Origin of the sequence: Sphingomonas sp. So64.6b, assembly GCF_014171475.1 — a bacterium.
In the GTDB taxonomy this organism is placed as follows: domain Bacteria; phylum Pseudomonadota; class Alphaproteobacteria; order Sphingomonadales; family Sphingomonadaceae; genus Sphingomonas; species Sphingomonas alpina_A.
The window spans coordinates 2,446,125-2,466,943 of record NZ_CP048817.1 but is presented as its reverse complement, the minus strand read 5'-3'; the positions used below and the strand labels follow the sequence as shown (position 1 = coordinate 2,466,943).

The 20,819-nt window shown below is 64.6% G+C and carries 20 protein-coding genes; 11 read left to right on the top strand and 9 right to left on the bottom strand.

Annotated features, from left to right (window positions below; genetic code table 11):
• Positions 1–37 precede the first annotated feature (37 nt).
• From G4G27_RS11710 to G4G27_RS11695, 4 genes are all read left to right on the top strand, one after another.
• A complete protein-coding gene (locus G4G27_RS11710; protein WP_244624662.1) occupies positions 38–715 on the top strand; it encodes a dienelactone hydrolase family protein in 678 nt (225 codons plus the stop codon).
• A gap of 164 nt (positions 716–879) precedes the next feature.
• Positions 880–1,728 (top strand): alpha/beta hydrolase, encoded by an 849-nt coding sequence (locus G4G27_RS11705; protein ID WP_183113480.1) that lies wholly within the window; start codon positions 880–882, stop codon positions 1,726–1,728.
• 18 nt (positions 1,729–1,746) lie between these two features.
• Entirely contained in the window at positions 1,747–2,598 is an 852-nt protein-coding gene (locus tag G4G27_RS11700; RefSeq protein ID WP_183113479.1) for a hypothetical protein, read from the top strand.
• A 30-nt stretch (positions 2,599–2,628) separates the two neighbouring features.
• Positions 2,629–3,789 (top strand): serine hydrolase domain-containing protein, encoded by a 1,161-nt coding sequence (locus tag G4G27_RS11695; protein WP_183113478.1) that lies wholly within the window; start codon positions 2,629–2,631, stop codon positions 3,787–3,789.
• Between the two features lie 501 nt (positions 3,790–4,290).
• Here the strand turns inward: G4G27_RS11695 and G4G27_RS11690 are convergent.
• On the bottom strand, positions 4,291–5,205 hold the full coding sequence (locus G4G27_RS11690; RefSeq protein ID WP_183113477.1) for a hypothetical protein: 915 nt from the start codon (positions 5,203–5,205) through the stop codon (positions 4,291–4,293).
• A 141-nt stretch (positions 5,206–5,346) separates the two neighbouring features.
• Here G4G27_RS11690 and ada point away from each other — a divergent pair, with 141 nt between their 5' ends.
• Genes ada through G4G27_RS11675 form a run of 3 tightly spaced genes read left to right on the top strand, consistent with a single transcriptional unit; the run spans position 5,347 to position 7,820 of the window.
• The gene (gene ada, locus G4G27_RS11685) at positions 5,347–6,384 is read left to right on the top strand and encodes a bifunctional DNA-binding transcriptional regulator/O6-methylguanine-DNA methyltransferase Ada (protein WP_183113756.1); all 1,038 of its coding nucleotides are present in this window, start codon (positions 5,347–5,349) and stop codon (positions 6,382–6,384) included.
• Positions 6,384–6,851: a DUF1203 domain-containing protein gene (locus G4G27_RS11680; protein WP_183113476.1), complete on the top strand. Its 468-nt coding sequence runs from the start codon at positions 6,384–6,386 to the stop codon at positions 6,849–6,851. The genes ada and G4G27_RS11680 overlap by 1 nt, the downstream gene beginning before the upstream one ends.
• Before the next feature lie 60 nt (positions 6,852–6,911).
• Positions 6,912–7,820 (top strand): CPBP family intramembrane glutamic endopeptidase, encoded by a 909-nt coding sequence (locus G4G27_RS11675; RefSeq protein WP_183113475.1) that lies wholly within the window; start codon positions 6,912–6,914, stop codon positions 7,818–7,820.
• Here the strand turns inward: G4G27_RS11675 and G4G27_RS11670 are convergent.
• The 3 genes from G4G27_RS11670 to G4G27_RS11660 form a co-directional block, all read right to left on the bottom strand.
• Positions 7,796–9,304, bottom strand: a complete 1,509-nt coding sequence (locus G4G27_RS11670; protein WP_183113474.1) for a serine protease — start codon at positions 9,302–9,304, stop codon at positions 7,796–7,798. The genes G4G27_RS11675 and G4G27_RS11670 overlap by 25 nt on opposite strands.
• Positions 9,305–9,428: 124 nt before the next feature.
• Positions 9,429–10,997, bottom strand: coding sequence for a hypothetical protein (locus tag G4G27_RS11665; RefSeq protein WP_183113473.1), 1,569 nt, complete (start codon positions 10,995–10,997; stop codon positions 9,429–9,431).
• 58 nt (positions 10,998–11,055) lie between these two features.
• Complete coding sequence (locus G4G27_RS11660) at positions 11,056–13,227, bottom strand: primosomal protein N' (RefSeq protein ID WP_183113472.1); 2,172 nt, start codon at positions 13,225–13,227, stop codon at positions 11,056–11,058.
• A 68-nt stretch (positions 13,228–13,295) separates the two neighbouring features.
• On the opposite strand from G4G27_RS11660, the gene G4G27_RS11655 reads away from it, so the two are divergent.
• Both G4G27_RS11655 and G4G27_RS11650 read left to right on the top strand, forming a co-directional pair.
• Complete coding sequence (locus G4G27_RS11655) at positions 13,296–13,784, top strand: hypothetical protein (RefSeq protein WP_183113471.1); 489 nt, start codon at positions 13,296–13,298, stop codon at positions 13,782–13,784.
• The gene (locus G4G27_RS11650) at positions 13,785–14,675 is read left to right on the top strand and encodes a tyrosine recombinase XerC (RefSeq protein WP_244624661.1); all 891 of its coding nucleotides are present in this window, start codon (positions 13,785–13,787) and stop codon (positions 14,673–14,675) included.
• A gap of 8 nt (positions 14,676–14,683) precedes the next feature.
• On the opposite strand, the gene G4G27_RS11645 is transcribed toward G4G27_RS11650, so the two are convergent.
• The 4 genes from G4G27_RS11645 to rsmI all read right to left on the bottom strand — a co-directional run bounded on the left by G4G27_RS11645 (position 14,684) and on the right by rsmI (position 17,765).
• Positions 14,684–15,283 (bottom strand): DedA family protein, encoded by a 600-nt coding sequence (locus tag G4G27_RS11645; RefSeq protein WP_183113469.1) that lies wholly within the window; start codon positions 15,281–15,283, stop codon positions 14,684–14,686.
• A 110-nt stretch (positions 15,284–15,393) separates the two neighbouring features.
• Positions 15,394–16,350: a glutathione synthase gene (gene gshB / locus G4G27_RS11640; RefSeq protein ID WP_183113468.1), complete on the bottom strand. Its 957-nt coding sequence runs from the start codon at positions 16,348–16,350 to the stop codon at positions 15,394–15,396.
• A 52-nt stretch (positions 16,351–16,402) separates the two neighbouring features.
• Positions 16,403–16,765, bottom strand: coding sequence for a YraN family protein (locus tag G4G27_RS11635; protein WP_183113755.1), 363 nt, complete (start codon positions 16,763–16,765; stop codon positions 16,403–16,405).
• Positions 16,766–16,931: 166 nt separating this feature from the next.
• Positions 16,932–17,765 (bottom strand): 16S rRNA (cytidine(1402)-2'-O)-methyltransferase, encoded by an 834-nt coding sequence (gene rsmI, locus G4G27_RS11630; protein ID WP_183113467.1) that lies wholly within the window; start codon positions 17,763–17,765, stop codon positions 16,932–16,934.
• Between the two features lie 11 nt (positions 17,766–17,776).
• Here rsmI and G4G27_RS11625 point away from each other — a divergent pair, with 11 nt between their 5' ends.
• The gene (locus G4G27_RS11625) at positions 17,777–18,976 is read left to right on the top strand and encodes a penicillin-binding protein activator (protein WP_183113466.1); all 1,200 of its coding nucleotides are present in this window, start codon (positions 17,777–17,779) and stop codon (positions 18,974–18,976) included.
• A 40-nt stretch (positions 18,977–19,016) separates the two neighbouring features.
• On the opposite strand, the gene hemW is transcribed toward G4G27_RS11625, so the two are convergent.
• Positions 19,017–20,180, bottom strand: coding sequence for a radical SAM family heme chaperone HemW (hemW, locus tag G4G27_RS11620; RefSeq protein WP_183113465.1), 1,164 nt, complete (start codon positions 20,178–20,180; stop codon positions 19,017–19,019).
• A 39-nt stretch (positions 20,181–20,219) separates the two neighbouring features.
• Between hemW and G4G27_RS11615 the strand changes: the two genes are divergently transcribed.
• The gene (locus tag G4G27_RS11615) at positions 20,220–20,762 is read left to right on the top strand and encodes a CAP domain-containing protein (RefSeq protein ID WP_183113464.1); all 543 of its coding nucleotides are present in this window, start codon (positions 20,220–20,222) and stop codon (positions 20,760–20,762) included.
• Positions 20,763–20,819 lie beyond the last annotated feature (57 nt).

Genomic DNA, 20,819 nt, shown 5'->3' with positions numbered 1-20,819 from the left:
GACCATAGACCAACGAGTCGATGCGGGAGAATGATGAGTGACGGGCGTGATGGAAAAACTGACGATGTCCGATGGCGCCGCGATCGGCGTCTATCATGTCCAGCCGCAGGGCGAACGGCGCGGCGGGCTGATTCTTGTGCAAGAGATTTTCGGCGTCACCGATCACATCCGCGACCTGGCGGAGGAATATGCCGCTGACGGTTATGAAGTCCTCGCGCCCGCCTTGTTCGATCGCGAGCACCCCGGCTTCGAAGCGGAATATGGCGGCGAGGGCCTTGCGCGCAGCATCGAACTGGCGCGTCAGCTGCATCCGTTCGATTTGTCGCTTGCCGATGTGCAGACCTGTGTCGATGCGCTCGCCGCGAACGGGCCGGTGTTCGTCGTCGGCTATTGCTATGGCGGGTCGATCGCCTGGTTCGCCGCGACGCGGATGAACAATGTCGCCGCCGCCTCGGGTTATTATGGCAGCCTGATCCCCGGCGCCGCGGCCGAAATACCCAGGGTTCCGGTGATCCTCCATTTTGGCCGCCATGATACGGGGATCCCGATGGAAGGCGTGGAGAAGGTCATCGCGGCCGATCATCCGAACGCGACCATATATGTCTATGAGGCGGGGCATGGCTTCAATTCGGACCGCCGCAAGGATTATCACGAGCCCAGCGCCGACCTTGCCAAGGCGCGAACGCTTGAATTGTTCGCGGCGAACGGCGGGTAAGTCGCGACCATCGGAATGCCGTGCGAGATTGCGCCATTGGCATATGTTCCGCATTAGGATTCGTACAACACGGCATTCGATCGAAGGAAAAAACGCTGCCATCGTTCTGGGCACATCGGAGGAGCAAGCGGATCGCGATCGTCACGCTCTGGATCCTCGGCGGCTTGCTCGCGCTTTACGTGCTCGTGCTGGGCGGACTCTACAGCATCCAGCGCGCACTCTATTATCCGGCGCCCGGTGGTGGCTTGGCGCTCGCCGACGATCCCGAGCACGGCTTTGAGGATATGTCGCTCACCACCAGCGATGGTCTGGTCCTGCGCGCTTTCTATCATCCGGCGCGGCCGGGCATGCCGACGCTGATCTTCTTCCACGGCAATGGCGATGACCTGAACGGCGGCGAGGTCGCGACACGCGCCTTCGCCGCCAGGGGCTATGGCGTGCTGCTGCCGGAATATCGCGGCTATGGCGGCAATCCCGGAACGCCCAACGAACAGGATCTTTACCGCGACGGCGCGGCGGGTATCTATTGGCTGGAGAATAAGGGCCTGCCGCTCAACGACATCGTGTTGATCGGCAATTCGCTCGGTTCAGGGGTCGCGACCGAACTGGCCAAGCGCAAGAAGGTCGGCGGCCTCGTCCTCGTCTCGGCCTTTGCCAGCCTGCCGCGCGTCATCGGCCAGCATTATCCCTATCTCCCGACCAACCTGCTGGTCCGCGACCGTTATGACAATGTCGCCAAGATCGGCCGGGTCACCGCACCGGTACTGATCTATCACGGCACCGCCGACAAGCTTATCCCGCCGAGCAACGCGCTCAGGCTGGAGCGCGCGCAACCGGCGGCGTTGCTCGCGCTGGAACGCGGCGCGGGGCACGAACTCGTCTATTCGCCAGTGGCTGCACAGCGGATATCCGCCTGGCTGCGTGATAAGTTCCCGGCGCCTGCTCCGCCGCCGCCCGATTCCGGCACGGCGCTTGACCGGCGCGACGGATCGGTGTCGAACTCGTCACCGTAACAGCGCGGAGCGGGGGCGATGGATGTCGAACTGGCCGAAGAGCGAGTGCTGGTCGTACGCGACCGCTTCTCGATGGACCATGCCGAAGGGCGCGCCTGGACCCGGCGGGTCGATGCATTCGGGACGATGGCGAAGCTGACTGGCTTTCTCTCGCGGCCGCGCGATGAAGAGTTCGAGGTTGTCTATCGCGAACGGCGGCTACAGCCCTTCTGGCGGATCGCCTGCACCGCACTGCACGTCTATGAACGCAATCGCGACTATCGCGTGGCAGTCGCGGCCAATGTTCAGGAGGTGATGCTGGAAGGGACGCTGCGGTCCGTCAGTGACGGCGCCTTCACCGTCTCGGGAATCGAGCATTGCCGTGACGAGACCGAGAAGGAATATCTGTTCGACGCGATCCGTGGCGCACCCGATCCCGCGCTGTCTGCCCATCTCAAATATGAGGCCGATGTGTCGGACGCCGAGACACTGGCGGCGGCGAGCTTGGCCGGCACGGTGGTCGTGCCGCCCGAAGCCAAGGCGTCGATGCTGGTGCGTGATGTGCTGGCCGGATCGATTGTGCGGATCGAGGCGGATCGCGTGCTGGAGGAAAAGCTCTCGCTCCATCTGATCGATCTCTATTATCGCCCGGTCTATGCCTTTCGCTATCGCTGGCAGGGCAAGGAGGCGGTGGTTGAATTCGATGGCGTCACCGGGGAAACCCGCCTCGGCGGCGCGACCTTCGAACAGCATGTCGGCCAGCGGATCGATGCTGAGTTCCTGATCAACGCAGGGGTCGAGGCGGCCGGCCTGTTCATTCCGGGCGTGCGCCTTGCTGAAATCGTCATCACCCGATCTCTTGCTGCCAAGCGCGACAGCGCCAAGCCCTAGTCTCGACCTGCCAAGATACGGAGATGACGGATGCTGAGGAAGTTGGGCATGGCCATGGCGTTGATTGCCTCCACATCCTCGGCCGTTGCGAAATCCGACCAGCCGGCGCTCGACACGCTGGTCAGGGCCGGCATGGCGGAAACGGGCGCCAGGGGCATCGCGATCGCCTATATCGACCACGGCAAGGTCGTGTTCGCGCGCAGCTGGGGTGCGCGGAATGGGAAGGGCGATCCGCTCACCCCCGACACGGTCATGTACGGCGCGTCGCTGACCAAGGCGGTGTTCGGTTATTTCGTCATGCAGCTGGTCGATGAGGGGCGCATCGACCTCGATCGCTCGATCGCCAATTATTTGCCCAAACCGCTGCCCGATTATACCGGCGCGGCGATCGAAAACCGTTATGCCCGGTGGAGCGATCTCGCCGGCGACGAACGCTGGCGCAAGCTGACGCCGCGCATTCTGCTCAACCATGGCTCGGGCTTTGCCAATTTCGGTTTCAACGAACCCGACGGCAAGCTGCGTTTCCACTTCGATCCGGGCACGCATTATTCCTATTCCGGCGACGGGATCATCCTGTTGCAGTTCGTACTGGAAGCCGGGCTCGGCCTGGATATCGGTCAGGAAATGCAGGAGCGCATCTTCGACAAGGTCGGCGCGATCCGCACCGGCATGATGTGGCGGCCCGATTTCGCCACCAACCTCGCCGATGGTTGGCAGATCGACGGCAAGGTCGAGCCGCATGACGAACGCAGCAAGCCGCGCGCCGCCGGATCGATGGACACGACGATCGCCGACATGGCGAAGATCGCCGCAGTCTATATGCGCGGCGACGGCCTCAAGCCGGCGTCGCGCGCCGAACTCGTCCGCCCGCAATTGCCGATCCGGACGGTGAGCCAGTTTCCCGTGCTGCAACCCGATCGCCCTGTCGCCGGCCTTGTTCACCCACTCGCAGCTGCCCTGGGTGTGGTCACTTTCAGGGGCGATCAAGGGCCGGGTTTCTTCAAGGGCGGCCATAACGACAGCACCGCAAACACCTGGGTGTGTGTTGAGAAGGCGCAGCGCTGCGTCGTCATCCTGTCCAATGATGTCCGTGCCGAACCGTTGTTCCCGAGGGTGGTCAAGGCATTGCTGGGCGACACCGGCGTGCCCTGGGCCTGGGAATATGGCGACCTGCCCTGGACGAGGCTTTAGACTCGCGACTGCTCGACGGGATCTCGACACCCAATCTATGCTTATTCCAATCGCAGGCATCGTCGCGGTGATCGCGCTGCGATGCCGGCCGGTTGAGGCGCATTCTCATTGTAACCCAGCCGGGCTAACGGCGAACTACGGTGCCGATTAGCGGCGGCAGCAATGCTAGCAATGATTGCAATGCAATCACTGCTGCGATGCGTTTTTTCCAACAGCCTAGGACCTGACGGAAACGCTCAGCCCTCGTATACAATACTTAATCTGATATAAAGCATTGATATAATTGTAATTATTATTGTGATTTGGTCACGGCAGTCGATCGCTCGGTATCTGACAAAATCAACGCAATGCCTCGCTCACCTCGCGCCGGAGATGCGGCACAACCGGTGTCCCATATCTCCCCCCGCTTACCATCGCGTCGCGTGATTCAAGCGCCGTTCGACCTCCGCTACCGCGGCAAGCATGGGAACGCGCCACAGTGTTCGAGCGAAGAATGAAGGGTCAGCCTTTCGCTTTGGCCAGTTCGGCCAGGGCTGCCGCTTTGGTCGTCTCCGCGGTAGCGGCATCCGTCTTGGCCAGCTCGTTCGCTTCCACGGCGGCGCGGGCGGCATCGGCGGCGGCGCCCGCCTTGGCCTCGGCATCGCTCGCGCGCTGCTTCTTCTCATTGACCAGCAGGAGTGCGGCGCTGCTGTCTTTTCCTTGTGCGGCGGCGGCGGCGCGATCGGCTTCCGCTTTCGCCTTGTCCGCCTTGATCCTCAGTTTTTCGGCCCGCTTTGCGGTATAGGCGCGCGTCTGCTCGGTCGAGACCAGGCGATAGGGCAGCACATCGTTCGGCTTATGGCAGAATTGCACCACCGGCTCGGCATAGTCGGTCGATGGAATCAAGGTCAGCCGGCTGAGTTTCCATATGCCGGAGGCGCGTTTGAACATCGCGTCATAAGTGCCGATCAGCGTACCGTCGGCGCGCCGGGCGGCCCATTGACCGCGCACCGTACCGCCATCGCCGGCGCGCAGATACGCGATCGGCTGGGCATCGAGTACCGCGCCGTCGCTGGCGAACGGGTCGGTGATCCGGATGAGGCCCGACAGCGGGACAGTCTTCGCGCCCGATACCCAGGCCGCCTTGCGGTCGGTTTGATAGAATGGCGCGACGTTCGTTTCCTTACCCCCCTGTACCGCCTGCCAATAACCCTTGATCGCGGTTTCCGCGCTGGCGCGCGTCTCTTCGATCTCCGATGGTGGCATGGCCGTACCGGTCATGCAGTTATATTCCTGCTGCGCGGCTTGCCCCTGGGCCATCATGTCGCCGACGATCTGGCCGATCCATATCTGCGCATGGGCCGTCGCGCTCGTCATCAGCGCCAGACCACCGATGGCGAACGTGATGATGGATCGATCTGCGGTCATTCGAAACATGGCGGCCCCCCGGCGTTGGCGGCCAGTTGGCCATGCCGTAAAACAACTGTGGTTTTGCTGCCGAGTCAAGCATTTGCCGCGATCGACTTTGGCCGCAAGCCACGGGATGTCGGGTGGCGTGTCATGGCCTATATCGATGGCATGACAGAGCAACTCGCCATCGATCCCGATATCGCCTGGGCGGCATTCAGCGCCCGCGACCGCAATCATGACGGCCGCTTCGTCGGCGCGGTGACCAGCACCGGCATCTATTGTAAGCCGAGCTGCCCCGCGCGGCATCCCAAGCGCGAAAATGTGCAATTCTATCGCACCGCCGCCGAGGCGCGCGCGGCGGGGTTCCGCGCCTGCCTGCGCTGCAAGCCTGATGAGGTCGGCCGCGACCGGGTCGCTGTCGCTCGCGCCGTCGCGCTGATCGAGGCGGCGGAGGATGTCGTCGCGCTCGACGATCTCGCTGCGCAGGTCGGTTATGCGCCGCATCATTTCCACCGCCTGTTCAAGCGCGCGACCGGCGTCACACCTGCCGCCTATGCCCGTGGCCTGCGCGCGCAACGTGCCGCTCGCGCGCTGACCGAGGAGGCGACCGTCACTGAAGCGATCTACGAGGCCGGTTATTCCGCCCCAAGTCGCTTTTACGAAGGCGGCGCCAAGCGGCTCGGCATGACGCCGAGCGCATGGAAACGCGGCGGGGCAGGGGTGACGATCCGCTGGACCATCGCCGATACCAGTCTTGGCGCGATGCTCGTCGCCGCGACCGACAAGGGGCTGTGCCGCGTGTCGTTCGACGAGGGTGAAGAGGCGCTGCGGGAACGCTTCCCCAATGCCGAGATCGTGCCCGGCGGCAACGCGCTCGCCGATCTCGCCGCGCGTGTCGTCGCCAGCGTCGAATCGCCCGATCGCGACCAGGATCTGCCGCTCGACGTGCAGGGCACCGCGTTCCAGGAGGCGGTGTGGCAAGCGCTCCGCCAGATTCCGGTCGGCGAGACGCGCACCTATACCGAGCTCGCGACGATCGCCGGCAATCCGCGGGCGGTGCGAGCGGCGGGCACTGCGTGCGGCGCCAACCAGGTCGCGGTGGTCATCCCGTGCCACCGCGCCCAGCGCGCCGATGGCAGTATGGGCGGCTACGCCTATGGCATCGACCGCAAGGTCGTGCTGCGCAATCGTGAAGGAGTCGAGTGATGACTTATCGTATTTCCGGCTTGCCGCTCGACGAGTTCGCAGCCTTGTTCGGGCGCAGCGACGCCGAACTGGCCGAACAGGGCGTGGTGCGAGTTCGCGCTGACCACAAACCCGGCTATCCGTGCCGTGTCACGCTCGAGGATGCCGAACCCGGCGAGACCTTACTGCTACTCAACTATGAGGATCACAAGGCCGCGACGCCGTTCCGCAACAGCTATGCGATCTATGTGCGGGAAAGCGCGCTGGCCCCGGCCGAGTTGCATGACAGCCTGCCGGCGGTGTTCGCCAACCGCCGGCTCGCCTTCCGCGCGTTCGACGCGGCGGGCATGCTGCGCGACGCCAACCTGGCGCTGGACGGCGATGCCGATGAACGCATCCGCGAACTCTTCGCCGATCCCGACATCGCCTATCTCCAGGCGCACAACGCGGCCGCCGGCTGCTTCGCCGCGCGGATCGATCGCGGCTGACCTCACCCCTTGCGCCGCCGCCGGGGCCGGTTAGGCTGGCGACATAAAAGGGGGGACGCCATGGAACCGACACTACCGAACACGCCGCCGAACAGCATCGTCTGGCGGATCGTGCATTTCCCGCTCGTGCTGCTGGGGATCGGCATGACGCTCGTCCTCGGGTCGCAAATTGCGATTTATCGGCTCGCCTATTTTCTCGCCATTCCCAAGCAGGCCTGGACCGGAGTGCTGATCGCCGTATGCGCGGCTGGGCTGGCGATGGTCGTCTATGCGATCTTCGTGCGCTTCGTCGAGCGGCGCGACGGCGTTGCGGAATTCGGCGCCAGGGGTTGGGCAAAGGAGCTTGGTGGCGGTCTGCTCGGCGGCGTCCTGCTATTCACCGTCGTGGCTGGCATCATTGCCGCGATGGGTGGCTATCGCGTCGTCGGGCTGAATCCTGTCACTGTACTGATTCCCGTGCTTGCGTTGTCGATCACGTCGGGCGTGGTCGAGGAGATCATCGTGCGCGGCTTGATCTTCCGGATCGTGGAATCATCGCTGGGCAGTTGGATCGCGTTGATCATCTCTGCCGTCCTGTTTGGCGCCGGGCATCTAGGCAATCAGAATTCCGGCCTGTTGCCGGCGATCGCGATCGCGCTTGAGGCTGGGATCATGCTCGCAGCGTTGTACATGATCACCCGCCGACTATGGGCGGCGATCGGCCTTCATGCGGCGTGGAATTTTACCCAAGGCGGCATTTACGGCTTTCCCGTCTCGGGCGGCGCGGTCGATGGGGTGCTCAAACCGGTCGTCTCCGGACCCGAATGGCTGACCGGCCGTGCCTTTGGCCCCGAAGCTTCCTTACCCGCGATCATCGTGTGCACTGCATTCGGTATCGCGCTGCTCGTCATCGCGCATCGTCGCGGTCGCTTCGTCGCGCCATTCTGGCTTCGCTCGAAGCTGGTTCACTCGCCCGATTTGCAGGAATAGACGATCTTCTCATTGGGATAGGGCGGCAGTGCAGCACGGATCGCCGCCTGCTGGCTCGACAGATTGGCACGCGCGCCGATATCGGGCGAACACGCCTTGACCGTGACTTGCGAGCGGACTTTCCGCGCTGCATCCATTTGCCCGGCGGAAAGCAGGTAACGCGTGTTCGAATAGACCCGCGTCGCCGGATCGAACTGCAGGATCGACACGGTCTGCTCCTCGGCGGGGACCAGGATGCGGTCCCATCTGCTGCCATTCTCGGCATATTGGGTGCGCCCGTTCATGCACCCGCCGTCACCCCAGTCGAGCTTCACATCTTCAGTCGAGGACACGGTCACGCGACTGCGCTCGGGCACGACGGTGCACACCAGCTTGCCGATCGCGGCATCGCTGTTGACCGCCACCGGTTCCGCTGTCGCGACCGCGTCGGGCAGGGTAACTTCGCCCGACGGCCGCACCAGGAATATGATGACCGCCGCGACCAGCAGCACGCCGCCGCCGCTCGCCGCCCAGATCGCGCCACGTCGCTCGCCGCGCAGTTCGAGCATGCCCGCGCCGCCGATCAAGAGCGCGCCGAGCACCAGCAGCACCGCGGCGATCGCCATGTAATTCTCGCTGCTCCGCGCCGCCTCGGCCCGCGCCTTGATCAGCGCCTGCTCGCGCGCTGCCGCCGCCTTGCCCGCCGCGTCGAGCTTCGCGCTCTGCGCATCCGCGACGGCGCGCGCGTCGGCATCGCTATCCTGGCGCAACCGATCGGCAATGCTCGTGCAGGGCACGCCGACTGCGGCATAGGGCTGTTTGGCGGCACGCAGGAAGGCCATCAGCTCGGTATCGGCGATCGCGAAGCCGAAGCTCGAATCGCCTTCTTCGCTTTTGGTCAGCGCGGAATTCACGCCGACCACGCGCCCGCACGGATCAAGCAGCGGTCCGCCCGAATTACCCCGCGCGATGCTCGCCGTGTGCAGCAGCACCTGGATATCGGTCAGCATACGCCGCCCGGAGAACACGCCTTCCGACCGCACCGGCGAGAGCGGGCGGATATAGTCGGCGGCCGATCGCGCGGTCGCGATGTCGACATTGCCGGGATACCCCAGCGCAGTCACCGACCCGCCTTCATCGACCGGCCCGGTATAAAGCGCGAGCGTCGACAGGTTCACGCCCTTGAACTCGATCAGCGCGAGGTCGCGCGCCGCATCGAGCGCGATGACCTTGCCCTCATAGGATTTGTCGCCCTCCGACGGCACGATCCCGACCACGACATTGTCGGGATAGCGCGCGGCGAGCTCGACGACATGCGCGTTGGTAACGACCCGGTTTGGCGCGACGGCAAAGCCGCTGCCATGGCCGAAATCGACCACCTTCTCATCGACCACCGCGATCGTCACGACCCGCACCACCCCGCGCGCCGAGGCGGAGATGTCGTCGGCATGCGCCGGGGCTGGGAGCGACATGAGCAGCAGCACAAGGAGGAGCAATCGCGCCATAATATCGGTTCCGCGTGAGAGCATCCGGCGCTTGTCTCAGCAAAGCCCGCACGGTTCAAGTCGACAAGCAGGACGCTGCGTGAATTTGCGGGCAGAACGAAAACCGGAGATGATTGCTTGCGCATCAATCGGTTTTGGCCGGCTCTCCTTGTTTTGCGACGGCGGCATCGAAGGCCTGCAGAGCTTGTTGACCATGCTTCCCGGCGGTGAGGTCGGCCAACAATTTGACGACCGGGCTGCCGCTTGACGCATGGGGGTCATAGGCAAGGGGTGAGAGCAGACTGCGCGCCAGATCGATCTTGCTGTCCTTGATCTCCTGCCGAGCGAGCATGAAACGCAAGCCCGGATCTTGGGGAACGAGCTCGAAGGCGCGCTCCAGTCCCGCAACGGCGGACGCGCTCGGTGTCGTGTCCTGCATCAGGAAACTGCTGTAAAATAAAGCAAGTGTCGCCGCGACGTCTGGATCGACCCGATTGGCCTTGACGATCCAGCTTCGCGCGGCCGTCCAGGCCTTGGCATCGGCGTTCGCCTTCTTGGCCTGACGCAGCAGCACGCGGGCCTTGTACAGCAGGGCCTGGATCGATTTGGGATCCTTGGCCAATGCCCGATCGGCGGCCGCAGCCGCCGCGGCGTCATCGTCTGCGTCATAGGCCATTTCGGCAAGCCATGCTTGCACCACTGGATCGTCCGGGTAGCGCGCGCCGATTTGCATACCCTGTGCGAAGACCTTGGCCGCACGCGCCGTGTCAACGCCACGCGTCGAGCGCATGCGGCTGGCCATCATTGCATCGGCCCCTTCGCTGAGTGGCTGGATGGTGATCGCCGGCAGGTCGCTCGTCTTCAGGGGAAACCTGAACCCGGGCAAGCGTCCATCCATGTAACGCTGCAGATCTTTGTCGAACGCCTTGAGATCGCCGAATGCGGCGCGCGCAGCCTCAAGGCTTGGTGTGCCTTTGTTCAAAGCTTTGATATAAGAAGAAAATTTGTCGGCGCGCTCGCGGTTGAACATGACATAATGAGTGATCAGCCAGCCCCGGGCGTAAAGATCCGCGACCTGTTCGTCGTTCATGCGTTGATTGGAAGAGGCGAGCAGCTGTTCGACCGACAATGCCTTGCCATGGAACAGCGTATAAGCGCGATGGTTGGCGGGGAGGCCAAGCATGATCTCACTATTGTCCTTGTTGAAGGACGTCGTCGAAACGACTTCCGCATAGCCTTCACTAAACCATGCGGGATAAGCGACCGAGAAATTGCCGAGCAGGAAATGATGCCCATATTCATGGTACAGCACCACACTTGGCGAGAAGGGATTGCCCCCGCGATTCATGCCGCCGCCTTGGTCGGTCTTGGCCGGTGTGAACGCCACAGATCCTTCAACACGGGGGACATAAAAGCCCGCAATCTGGCTGCCTTTCTCGCCGTAGATCGATCGTATGGCAGCGATACTGGGCATGATGAAAATGGTCACCGGGTTAGATTCGATACCCTCCCGGTCTGAGCTGTTGCTGATCATGCGGAGCGATGCGTCGAGCGCCTCGATCCGTGTGGCAAATTCACGCAGGGTCGGTTCACTGCCCTGGCTGTAGATGATGAAATGCTTCGAACGCGCCTGAAGCCAGCCGGCCGCCGCCGGGTGTGCCAGCAGCGTTGCGGCCGCCAGCGTTATCGTTACTTTGACCATGCTATTGAACATGCAACCGATCTCCCCCTCAGCACTGTCTGACGAAGGCTGGCCAATCGGGCAAGCGCCGCTAGACGAAACTATAGGGATCGATATCGACCGTTACGCGCACCTTTGACGGCCAGTCGAGCTTGCCCAGCCAGTCGCGGATCACGTCCTGCACGTCGAGCGCGCGGCGGGCATGGACCAGCAGCCGTTGCCGGTGCCGTCCGCGCAGCATGGCGAGCGGGGCGGGGGCAGGGCCATAGACTTCCATGCCCTCGATCTTCGGCGCGGTACGGCCGATCAATATAGCGATCTCATGCGCCGCCGCCTTGTCTTCGCTCGACACGACGATCCCGGCAAAGCGTCCGAATGGCGGTGCGCCGGCCTCGCGGCGGGACTCGGTTTCAGCTTCGTAGAATGCCTCGGCATCGCCGGTGATCAGCGCGCGCATCACCGCTGCGTCGGGGCTGTGCGTCTGGATATAGACATGGCCCGGTTTTGCGCCGCGACCGGCGCGACCCGACACCTGCATGATCTGCTGGAAGGTCCGTTCCGCCGCGCGCAGGTCGCCGCCATTGAGGCCGAGATCGGCATCGATCACCCCGACCAGCGTCAGATTGGGGAAGTGATATCCTTTGGTCACCAACTGCGTGCCGACGACGATGTCGATGTCGTGCGCCTCCATGCGGTGGACGAACTCGGCCGCCTTGGCCGGCGACCAGATCGTGTCGGAGGTGACGACTGCGGTCTTCGCATCTGGGAACAGCGCCGCGACTTCGTCGGCGATACGCTCGACGCCTGGGCCGACTGCAACCAGCGTGTCCTCGTTGGCGCATTCGGGGCATGCGCGGGGCACCGGCTCGACATGACCGCAATGGTGACAGGCGAGGCGCCTGACGAGGCGGTGCTCGACCATCCAGGCGGTGCAATTCGGGCATTGGAAGCGATGTCCGCAGGTCCGGCACAGGGTCAGCGGCGCAAAGCCGCGCCGGTTGAGGAACAGCAATACCTGTTCACGCCGCTCAAGCGTCTCCTGCATCGCGCGCACCAGGCGCGGCGCGATCCAGCGGCCACGCTCGGGCGGTTCGGCGATCAGGTCGATTGCCTCGATCGCCGGCATCTCTGCCGCACCCCAGCGGCCGGGCAGCTTGAGTTCGGCATAGCGGCCGAGCGCGACTTGCTGGCGCGTCTCGATCGCCGGCGTGGCGGAGGCGAGGATCACCGGGCATTGCTCGAACAACCCGCGCATCACCGCCACGTCGCGCGCGTGATAATGGACGCCCTCTTCCTGCTTGAAGCTCGTCTCATGTGCCTCATCGACCACGATCAGGCCGAGATTGGCATAGGGCAGGAACAATGCCGACCGCGCGCCGACGGTGACCAGCGCCTGGCCGCTGGCGATGGCGCGCCAGGCGCGTCGCCGTTGCGAGCTGCGCAGGCCGGAATGCCAGGCGACCGGCTCGCAGCCGAAGCGCGCGGTGAAGCGCTGCAGGAATGGCTCGGTCAGTGCGATCTCGGGCAGTAGGACCAGTGTCTGCCGCCCGTCGCGGATCGCAGCGGCGATCGCTTCGAAATAGACCTCTGTCTTGCCGGAGCCAGTGACGCCGTCGAGCAACGTCGGCTGAAAAGTGCGCGCGGCGACATTGGCGACCAGTATTTCGGATGCCGCACGCTGGTCGCCTGACAAGGCAGGTTGGCCGAAATCGGGATCGGGCAAGGGATAGGGACTGTCGATATCGACTTCGATCGCTTCGATCGCGCCGGTCTTGACCAGACCGCGGATCACCGCGTCCGAGACATCGGCCGCTAACGCCAGTTCGCGCACCAGCCCCTGACGATCACCGATCCGTTCCAGCGCCTGTTCGCGCTGCGGCGTCATCCGGTCGGGCACCAGCCCGGTCGCGCGATATTCGGTAACGGTACGCGCACCTTCCAGCGCGGAGGAGGAAGGCATCGCCATGCGCACCACCGAGGCAGGCGGCGCGAGATAATAATCGGCGGTCCATTCGACCAGCCGCCGCAACGGATCGGCGAGCGGCGGTACATCGACCACGCCGACCAGATTGCGCAGGCGATTGTCGCCGACCTCGGCATCGGACGGCATCCGCTCCGGTTCCCACACCACGCCAAGCAACTGGCGCGGGCCGAGTGGGGCGACGACGATTGAGCCCGGCACGACGTTCATCCCGTGTGGGACGCGGTAATCCAGCGGGCCAAGGGCGGAATTGAGCACAAGGACGCGAGCGCGGGACGACATACAGGTGCATATGGCTTTCAAGCGCGCTAGTGGAAAGGGACGACGCTCATGTTCCAGGAGTTCCACTCGTGCCGCTGTTCACCCTTCTCCTGCTCGCCCAGGCTGCCGCTCCGCCGCACACCATGCCAAAGCCGGCGGAGAAACAGGAGGTCGTCTGCGTTCGCCAGGGTGATCTGCCGCCCGCGTTCGCCAAATGGAACCAGCCGCCGTCAAAGGATGTTAAGGAATTGACCGTCGGCACCCCCTTTATCGCGGTCGCGGTCGATCCGGCGACGATGAAATGGGCCAGCGGCGGGCCATCGACGCGTCCCGGCAAATCGGCGATCGCCTATTTCGCGATTCCGCGGACCGGCATCTACAAGGTCGGGCTGGGCAGCGGCGCCTGGGTCGATGTCGTCTCGCGGGGCAAGGCGCTGACCTCCGCCGCGCACGGGCACGGGCCGGCCTGTACCGGGATCCGCAAGATCGTCGACTTCAATCTCGCCAAGGGCCTTTACGCGCTGCAACTCGCCGGGATCGCCGCGGACAGCGTCAAGGTGATGATCGTTCCGGCATAAATGGCGATGCAGGCGGCGATCCTTGCCTGGAGCGATCACCTCGCACAGAATCGCCGGCGCTCGGCGCATACCGTGCGCGCCTATGTCGCGACCGCGCATCGGCTGGTGGCGTTCCTGACCGGGCATTGGGGCGAAACCGTTTCCGCCGGCCGGCTGGGCAAGACCAGCGCCGCCGATCTGCGCGCCTATCTCGCATTCCGGCGCGGCGAGGGACTGGGCAATGCCTCGGCCGCGCGCGAATTGTCGGCGGTGCGCGGGTTTCTCGCCTTTGCCGGTGGGGAGGGGGCGACGCCGCGCCTGAAGGGGCCACGCGTCAAGAAAGGTATTCCGCGACCGATCTCGCCCGACGAGGTGGTATCGCTGGCCGAGGATGTGGCGGAGAATGCGGCCGAACCCTGGATCGGCGCACGTGACTGGGCGGTGCTGCTGCTTCTCTATGGCGCAGGGCTGCGGATCGGCGAGGCGGCCGGGCTTACGGGCGCGATCCTGCCGCTCGGCGCGACGCTCAGCGTGACGGGGAAGCGCGCCAAGACCCGCATCGTGCCGCTGCTGCCACAGGTGCGTGAAGCGATCGAGGCTTATGCCGCTTCATGCCCCTGGCCGATCGCGCGCAGCGAGGCGCTGTTTCGCGGCGCGCGGGGCGGCCCGCTCGACCCCACGCTGATCCGCCGTGCGGTACGCGCCGCGCGTGGCCGGCTCGGCCTGTCGGATCGCACCACGCCGCATGCACTCCGTCACAGCTTCGCTACGCATCTGCTTGGGCGTGGTGCGGATCTTCGGTCGCTGCAGGAATTGCTCGGCCATGCCAGCCTCAGTTCAACCCAGATCTACACTGCGGTCGATGCGGCGCATCTGCTTGATGTCTATCGCAACGCGCATCCGCGCGCCTGACAGGACGATCAGGCGCGCGGCTTCCATGTCACCACGCGCCACAGATAGAAGCCCGCAATTCCGACCATCGTCGCCACCGCGACCGGGCCAACATAGTCGTCAAGCTCATGGAAATTGGCGCCGAGATAATAACCCGCGCCGGCCAGGATCGTGTTCCAGATCGCGCTGCCCGCCGCCGTCCACACGATGAAGCGCCAGTGCGGCATGCGCGTCATGCCCGCTGGTAACGAGATGATCGTGCGGCCCGCCGGCATGAAACGGAATACGAAGATCACCCATTGCCCGTGGCGCTGGAAAAAGGCGTGGAGCTTCTCGATGTCATGCCATTCGAGCGTCAGCCAGCGGCCCCAGCGATCGACGAACGGCCGCAGCCGCTTGTAACCCAAGCGGCGTCCGATCTCGTACCAGAAATAATTGCCGATTACCGTGCCGACCGTGCCCCACAGGATCAGCGGCACCATGGCCATCTGCCCGCGCGCCACCGCCATGCCGCCAAGACCCATGATCACTTCGGACGGGATCGGGGGAAAGACATTCTCCGCCGCCATCAGCAGAAAGATGCCGATATAACCGCCCCATGCGATCATGTTGATGATGATGTCGGTCATGGATCCTGCATATCAACCGTTCGTGCTGAGCCTGTCGAAGCATATTGGCAGGCGGAACCCTGTCCTTCGACAAGCTCAGGACGAACGGTGGGCGACAAAAGGTCCGAAGGTCAGGCGCGCGCCGCCACCTTGGCCTCGATCGCTGCCCAGATCAGCGCGGCAGTATCGGTCCCGTTGAACCGGTCGATCGCGACGATGCCGGTGGGCGAGGTGACGTTGATCTCGGTCAGCCACTTCCCGCCGATCACGTCGATGCCGACGAACAACAGTCCGCGCTTCTTCAACTCCGGCCCAAGCTCGGCGCAGATCGCCAGTTCGGTTTCGGTCAGTTCGGTCTTCACCGCCGACCCGCCGACCGCGAGGTTGGAGCGGATTTCGCCCGCACCCGGCAAGCGGTTGATCGCGCCGGCGATCTCGCCATCGACCAGTACAATGCGTTTGTCCCCTTGTGCCACGTCGGGAAGGAAGGCCTGGATCATGTGCGGTTCGCGCCAGGTCATGTTGAAGACCTCGATCAGCGCCGACAAATTGGCGCCGTCCGACCCAACCTTGAAGATAGCTTTGCCGCCATTGCCGTGCAGCGGCTTGACGACGACCTCGCCATGCTTCGCCAGGAACGCGCGCGCTTCGTCGAGCGAGCGGGTGACCAATGTTGGCGGCATGAAATGCGCATAGTCGAGTACGAAGACCTTTTCCGGCGCGTTGCGCACGTTCGCCGGGTCGTTGACGATCAATGTCTTGTACGCGATCCGCTCGAGCAGGTGGGTCGCGGTGATATAACCCAGGTCGAATGGCGGATCCTGCCGCATCAGCACGACATCGGCCTCATCGCCGAGGTCGAGCGAAACGGGTTCGCCGAATTCGAAATGATTGCCTGCGACACGCTGCACCGTCACCGGATGCGCCTTCGCCCAGACCCGGCCATCGGCGTAGTTCAGGTCCTCGGCGGTATAATGGAACAGCCTGTGCCCGCGGGATTGCCCTGAGAGCATCAACGCGAAGGTCGAATCGCCCGCAATATTGATGCTGTCGAGCGGGTCCATCTGGACAGCGACGGCAAGCGACATGAATTTCTCCAATCTAGATGCTCGCGCGATGTAGGGCGCAGCTGGAGGAAAGTCACCCGATCCAGGCATTCTCGATATGACGCGGCCGCGTGCCCGGCGCGAGCAAGATCACATCGACGCGGATATCATCGCCCGGCCCGGCATAGCGCGGCATCAGCACTTCCGCTGCGGCGGCGACGCGGGCGAGGCGCCGCTCGTCGATCGCGAAATCGAGCTCGGCGGCGGTGGCGCGCATTTTTACTTCGACGAAGGCGACCAAGTTGCCGCGCCGCGCGATGATATCGACCTCGCCGGCCGGAGTGCGGACGCGGCGGTCAAGGATGCGCCAGCCTTTGAGACGGAGCCACCAGCCGGCGAGGCGTTCGCCGCGTCGACCGGCGGCTTCGGCGGTGCGGCGGTTGCGGACCAATTTCAGCCCCTCCCTTTCAAGGAAGGGGTGGGGGTGGGTGCGCGCGTCTGCGCGCCTAAAAAGAAGCGTCGCGGCAGGGTTGAAGCATAAATTGGGGCATCGAGCCCCAATCTATGCTGACCCACCCCTAACCCCTCTCTTGAAAGGGAGGAGCTTAAGAATGAGGCCTCGCTCACCCCTTCATCTCCAGCGCCCGCGCATAAAGCGCCTTGCGGTCGACCCCGAGCTTCTTCGCCACCTCGCTCACCGCCCTGGCCATCGGCAACCGTTCCAGCGCCTCGACCAGCGCCGCCTCCGCGTCGTCCTGCGATGCAGGCGCAGCCTCACCCGGCGGGGCGACGACGATGACGATTTCTCCACGCGGCGGCGCATCGGCATAACGCGCAGCCAATTCGCTAAGCGTTCCGGTCACGGCCTCTTCGAATCGCTTGGTAATTTCGCGCGTCACCGCTGCCTCGCGCTCGCCAAGCCCTTCCGCGAGCGCTGCGAGCGTTACTGCCAGTCTCGGCCCCGATTCGTACAGCACCAGCGTCGCGCGGACCGCCGCCACTTCAGCGATCGCGGTGGCGCGTGCCTGCGCCTTGGGCGGGAGGAATCCGAGATAGAGGAAGCGGTCGGTCGGCAGGCCAGCGAGCGTCAGAGCGGCGATCGCCGCGCATGGTCCGGGCACCGTCACAACATTATGCCCCGCCGCACGCGCGTCGCGTACCAGTTTGTAACCGGGATCGGAGATCAGCGGCGTGCCCGCGTCGGAGACCAGAGCGACCACCTCGGTGCCCATGCGCGCGATCAGACCGGGACGCACCCCTTCGGCATTATGGTCATGATAGGGTGTCATTGGCCGTTTGACCCCGATATGACGGAGCAGCACCGCCGTCACACGGCTGTCCTCGACCGCGATTACGGCGGCGTTGGCCAGTACATGAGCGGCACGGGGCGACAGGTCGCCGAGATTGCCGATCGGCGTGGCGACGATATAGAGACCAGGTGTGAGTTCCGCGTTCATTGGGAGTAGTCATGGCAGAGGGTGTATCGGTACCGCAACGGGGCGTTTCGTTCCTGAGGGCGGCAATCGTCGCCGGCGCATTGATTCTCGGTGGTTGCCAGACGGTCGTCCCGCGCGGTCCCGGCACGGTGAAGGCGCCGCCAACGACCCGGCCGACTGCCGATTCCCAGGTCATGCCGGGTATCCCGGTCGATACCGCGCGGCATCGTGTCGCGTTACTGGTGCCGATGACCGGCGGCAATGCCGGCGTCGGGCAGAGCCTGGCCAATGCGACTCAACTTGCCCTCCTGGATACGAAGAACGAGAAAGTTCGCATCACCACCTATGATACCGCGACCGGCGCCGCCGCCGCGGCGCAGCGGGCGATCGCCGACGGCAACAAGCTGATTCTCGGACCGTTGCTCGGCGAAGATGTCCGCGCCATCGCGCCGATTGCGCGTCGTGCCGGTGTGCCCGTGGTCAGCTTCTCCAACGATGCCAGCGCGGCGGGCAACGGCGCTTATCTGATGGGTTATGTGCCGGGGCAGTCGATCACGCGCGTGGTCGATTATGCGCGCGGCCAGGGCGTGGAGAGTTTTGCCGGCCTGGTGCCGAACGGCCTGTATGGCGAACGCGCCTCCACTTCCTTCCTGCGCGCGGTCGAGGGTGCGGGCGGGCAGGTCGTCACGTTGCAGACTTATGATCGAGCCGCCGGATCAATCGGTGCGGCGGTCACCCGCATGGCGCGTAACTCGCCCTATCAGGCGGTGCTGATCGCCGATGGCGGCACCGGTGCCGCTGCCGCCGTGCCGTTGATACGCAAGAACGGCGGTGGCGCGGGCGCACGGGTGCTCGGGACGGAATTGTGGAATTCCGAAGCCTCGATCGCGAGCAAGGCCGCGCTCAATGGCGCCTGGTTCGCCAGTGTGCCGGACAATCTTTACCGCCAATATGCCGCCAAATATCGCGCACGCTTCGGCGCCGCGCCATTCCGCTTGTCGAGCCTTGGCTATGATGCGGTGCTGCTGACCGTCAGGATCGCGCGCGACTGGCGCGTCGGCGACGGTTTCCCCGAGGCACGGCTGCACGATGCAGGCGGTTTTTCGGGTATCGATGGCGCGTTCCGCTTTGGCCGCGACAATATCGCGGAGCGGGCGCTGGAAGTGCAGGAGATCAAGGGCGGGACGACGATAGTGGTGTCCGCCGCGCCGGCCGGGTTTGGCGGCAAATAAGGAATAGTCGCTTCCCTGGCCTTTGCCGGGGAAGTGACCGTCAGTCGGCCGCGGATTTCACAATGACGGGCAGAATCGCGTCGAGCAGCAGCATCCCCGCTTCACTAACCAGCAACCGATCGCCATCGCGTCCCGCCAGGCCTTGATCGGCCAGCTTGCCGAGCGCCTTCCCGTCGATCAGTGCCTCGATCGTGCACTCTCCGATCGCCGCGATGCGTGCCACATCCACGCCTTCGCGCAGGCGCAGTCCCATCAGCAACGCCTCGGTCGCGCGCGTGCGCGGCGTCAACGCCTCCTCACTCTCAATGCCATGCTGATTGCGCGTCACCGCCGCCATCCAGTTCTCCGGCTTTTTTCGCCGCACCGTCGCAAGACCACCGCGCCGGCCGTGCGCGCCGGGGCCGATCCCGGCATAATCCTGATAGCGCCAATAGACGAGATTGTGGCGACTCTCCGCTCCGGCGCGGGCATGGTTGGAAATCTCATAGGCGGGCAGCCCGGCCGCTGCGGTCATCGCGCGGGTTGCTTCGAACAGGTCCGCCGCCGCGTCACCATCGGGAATGACGATCCGCCCCGCTGCCGCCTCGGTCGCGAAGCGCGTGCCGGGCTCGATCGTCAGTTGATAAAGCGACAGATGCTCGGTCCCGAACGCCAGCGCCCGCGCCAGCTCCGCTTCCCAATCGGCGAGCGCCTGATCGGGCCGCGCATAGATCAGGTCGAAACTGACTCGCTCGAACGCCGCCTGCGCGGTGGCCAGTGCGGCCAGCCCTTCATCCACATCATGCGCCCGGCCGAGGAATTTGAGCGCATCGTTGTCGAGTGCCTGCAGCCCGAGCGACACGCGGTTCACCCCGACACTGGCGATGTCGGCGAACCGCGCCGCCTCGACCGATGACGGGTTCGCCTCGAGCGTGATCTCGATTCCCTCGGCAAAGCCCCAGGTATCCTCCGCCGCGCGCAGGATCGCCGCGACGGTTTCGGGTGGCATCAGCGAGGGCGTGCCGCCGCCGAAAAAAATCGACCCCAGCCTGCGCCCCGGCGTCAGTGCCGCCTCATGCGCCAGATCGGCGAGCAGCGCCGCGCGCCACGCCGCCTGATCGACACCCTCGCGGACATGGCTATTGAAGTCGCAATAGGGGCATTTCGACACGCAGAATGGCCAATGCACGTAGAGAGCGAGTGGTGATGTTTCTGCGGGGTTCATGGTGGCGCGCTTATGGCCGCACGCGAGGAGCTAGGGAAGATGCGAGTTCTGGCGCTGAGTTTGATGCTGCTGACCGGCTGTTCCGCCGGCCCGGAGCGCGTGGTCGAGGACCGCAGCTTCGCCGGTAACGCGGCACGCGGCGATGCATTGCTGCGTCAGGCGATGATCGCCGGGCATAATGACGCGCGGCACAGGGCCGGGGTGGCGCCGCTCGCCTGGAACGCCGCGCTTGCCGCCGACGCGCTGGGTTACGCGCGGCAGCTGGCGCGCAGCGGCCGGTTCGAACATTCGAAGGAGCCGCGTGGGCGCACGCCGCAGGGCGAGAATCTGTGGACCGGCACGCGCGGTGCCTATCGTTATGACGAGATGGTCGGCCATTGGGTCGCCGAGCAGCGCTATTACCGCCGCGGGCCGACGCCGAACTTCTCGACCACCGGCAAATGGCAGGATGTCGGCCATTATACCCAGATCATCTGGGGCCGGACGACCGAGTTCGGCTGTGCGACCGCCAGCAACGATCGCGACGATTATCTCGTGTGTCGCTACACGCCGCCTGGCAATGTCGTGGGACAATTGCCCTGAGCATCGGGCGCACCGCCGGACGGTAAATTGCGGCTCATGTCATGCGGGAGCGCTCTG

What these genes read in the sequence shown, in the direction of transcription:
- rsmI (WP_183113467.1), bottom strand. Translation starts at nt 17,765, where the DNA reads ATGAACGCGGAACTCACACCTGGTCTCTATATCGTCGCCACGCCGATC.
- G4G27_RS11645 (WP_183113469.1), bottom strand. Translation starts at nt 15,283, where the DNA reads ATGACCGACATCATCATCAACATGATCGCATGGGGCGGTTATATCGGC.
- G4G27_RS11690 (WP_183113477.1), bottom strand. Translation starts at nt 5,205, where the DNA reads ATGTTTCGAATGACCGCAGATCGATCCATCATCACGTTCGCCATCGGT.
- G4G27_RS11670 (WP_183113474.1), bottom strand. Translation starts at nt 9,304, where the DNA reads ATGGCGCGATTGCTCCTCCTTGTGCTGCTGCTCATGTCGCTCCCAGCC.
- G4G27_RS11680 (WP_183113476.1), top strand. Translation starts at nt 6,384, where the DNA reads ATGACTTATCGTATTTCCGGCTTGCCGCTCGACGAGTTCGCAGCCTTG.
- gshB (WP_183113468.1), bottom strand. Translation starts at nt 16,350, where the DNA reads ATGTCGCTTGCCGTCGCTGTCCAGATGGACCCGCTCGACAGCATCAAT.
- G4G27_RS11615 (WP_183113464.1), top strand. Translation starts at nt 20,220, where the DNA reads ATGCGAGTTCTGGCGCTGAGTTTGATGCTGCTGACCGGCTGTTCCGCC.
- G4G27_RS11625 (WP_183113466.1), top strand. Translation starts at nt 17,777, where the DNA reads ATGGCAGAGGGTGTATCGGTACCGCAACGGGGCGTTTCGTTCCTGAGG.
- ada (WP_183113756.1), top strand. Translation starts at nt 5,347, where the DNA reads ATGACAGAGCAACTCGCCATCGATCCCGATATCGCCTGGGCGGCATTC.
- hemW (WP_183113465.1), bottom strand. Translation starts at nt 20,180, where the DNA reads ATGAACCCCGCAGAAACATCACCACTCGCTCTCTACGTGCATTGGCCA.
- G4G27_RS11660 (WP_183113472.1), bottom strand. Translation starts at nt 13,227, where the DNA reads ATGTCGTCCCGCGCTCGCGTCCTTGTGCTCAATTCCGCCCTTGGCCCG.
- G4G27_RS11675 (WP_183113475.1), top strand. Translation starts at nt 6,912, where the DNA reads ATGGAACCGACACTACCGAACACGCCGCCGAACAGCATCGTCTGGCGG.
- G4G27_RS11700 (WP_183113479.1), top strand. Translation starts at nt 1,747, where the DNA reads ATGGATGTCGAACTGGCCGAAGAGCGAGTGCTGGTCGTACGCGACCGC.
- G4G27_RS11665 (WP_183113473.1), bottom strand. Translation starts at nt 10,997, where the DNA reads ATGTTCAATAGCATGGTCAAAGTAACGATAACGCTGGCGGCCGCAACG.
- G4G27_RS11695 (WP_183113478.1), top strand. Translation starts at nt 2,629, where the DNA reads ATGCTGAGGAAGTTGGGCATGGCCATGGCGTTGATTGCCTCCACATCC.
- G4G27_RS11650 (WP_244624661.1), top strand. Translation starts at nt 13,785, where the DNA reads ATGGCGATGCAGGCGGCGATCCTTGCCTGGAGCGATCACCTCGCACAG.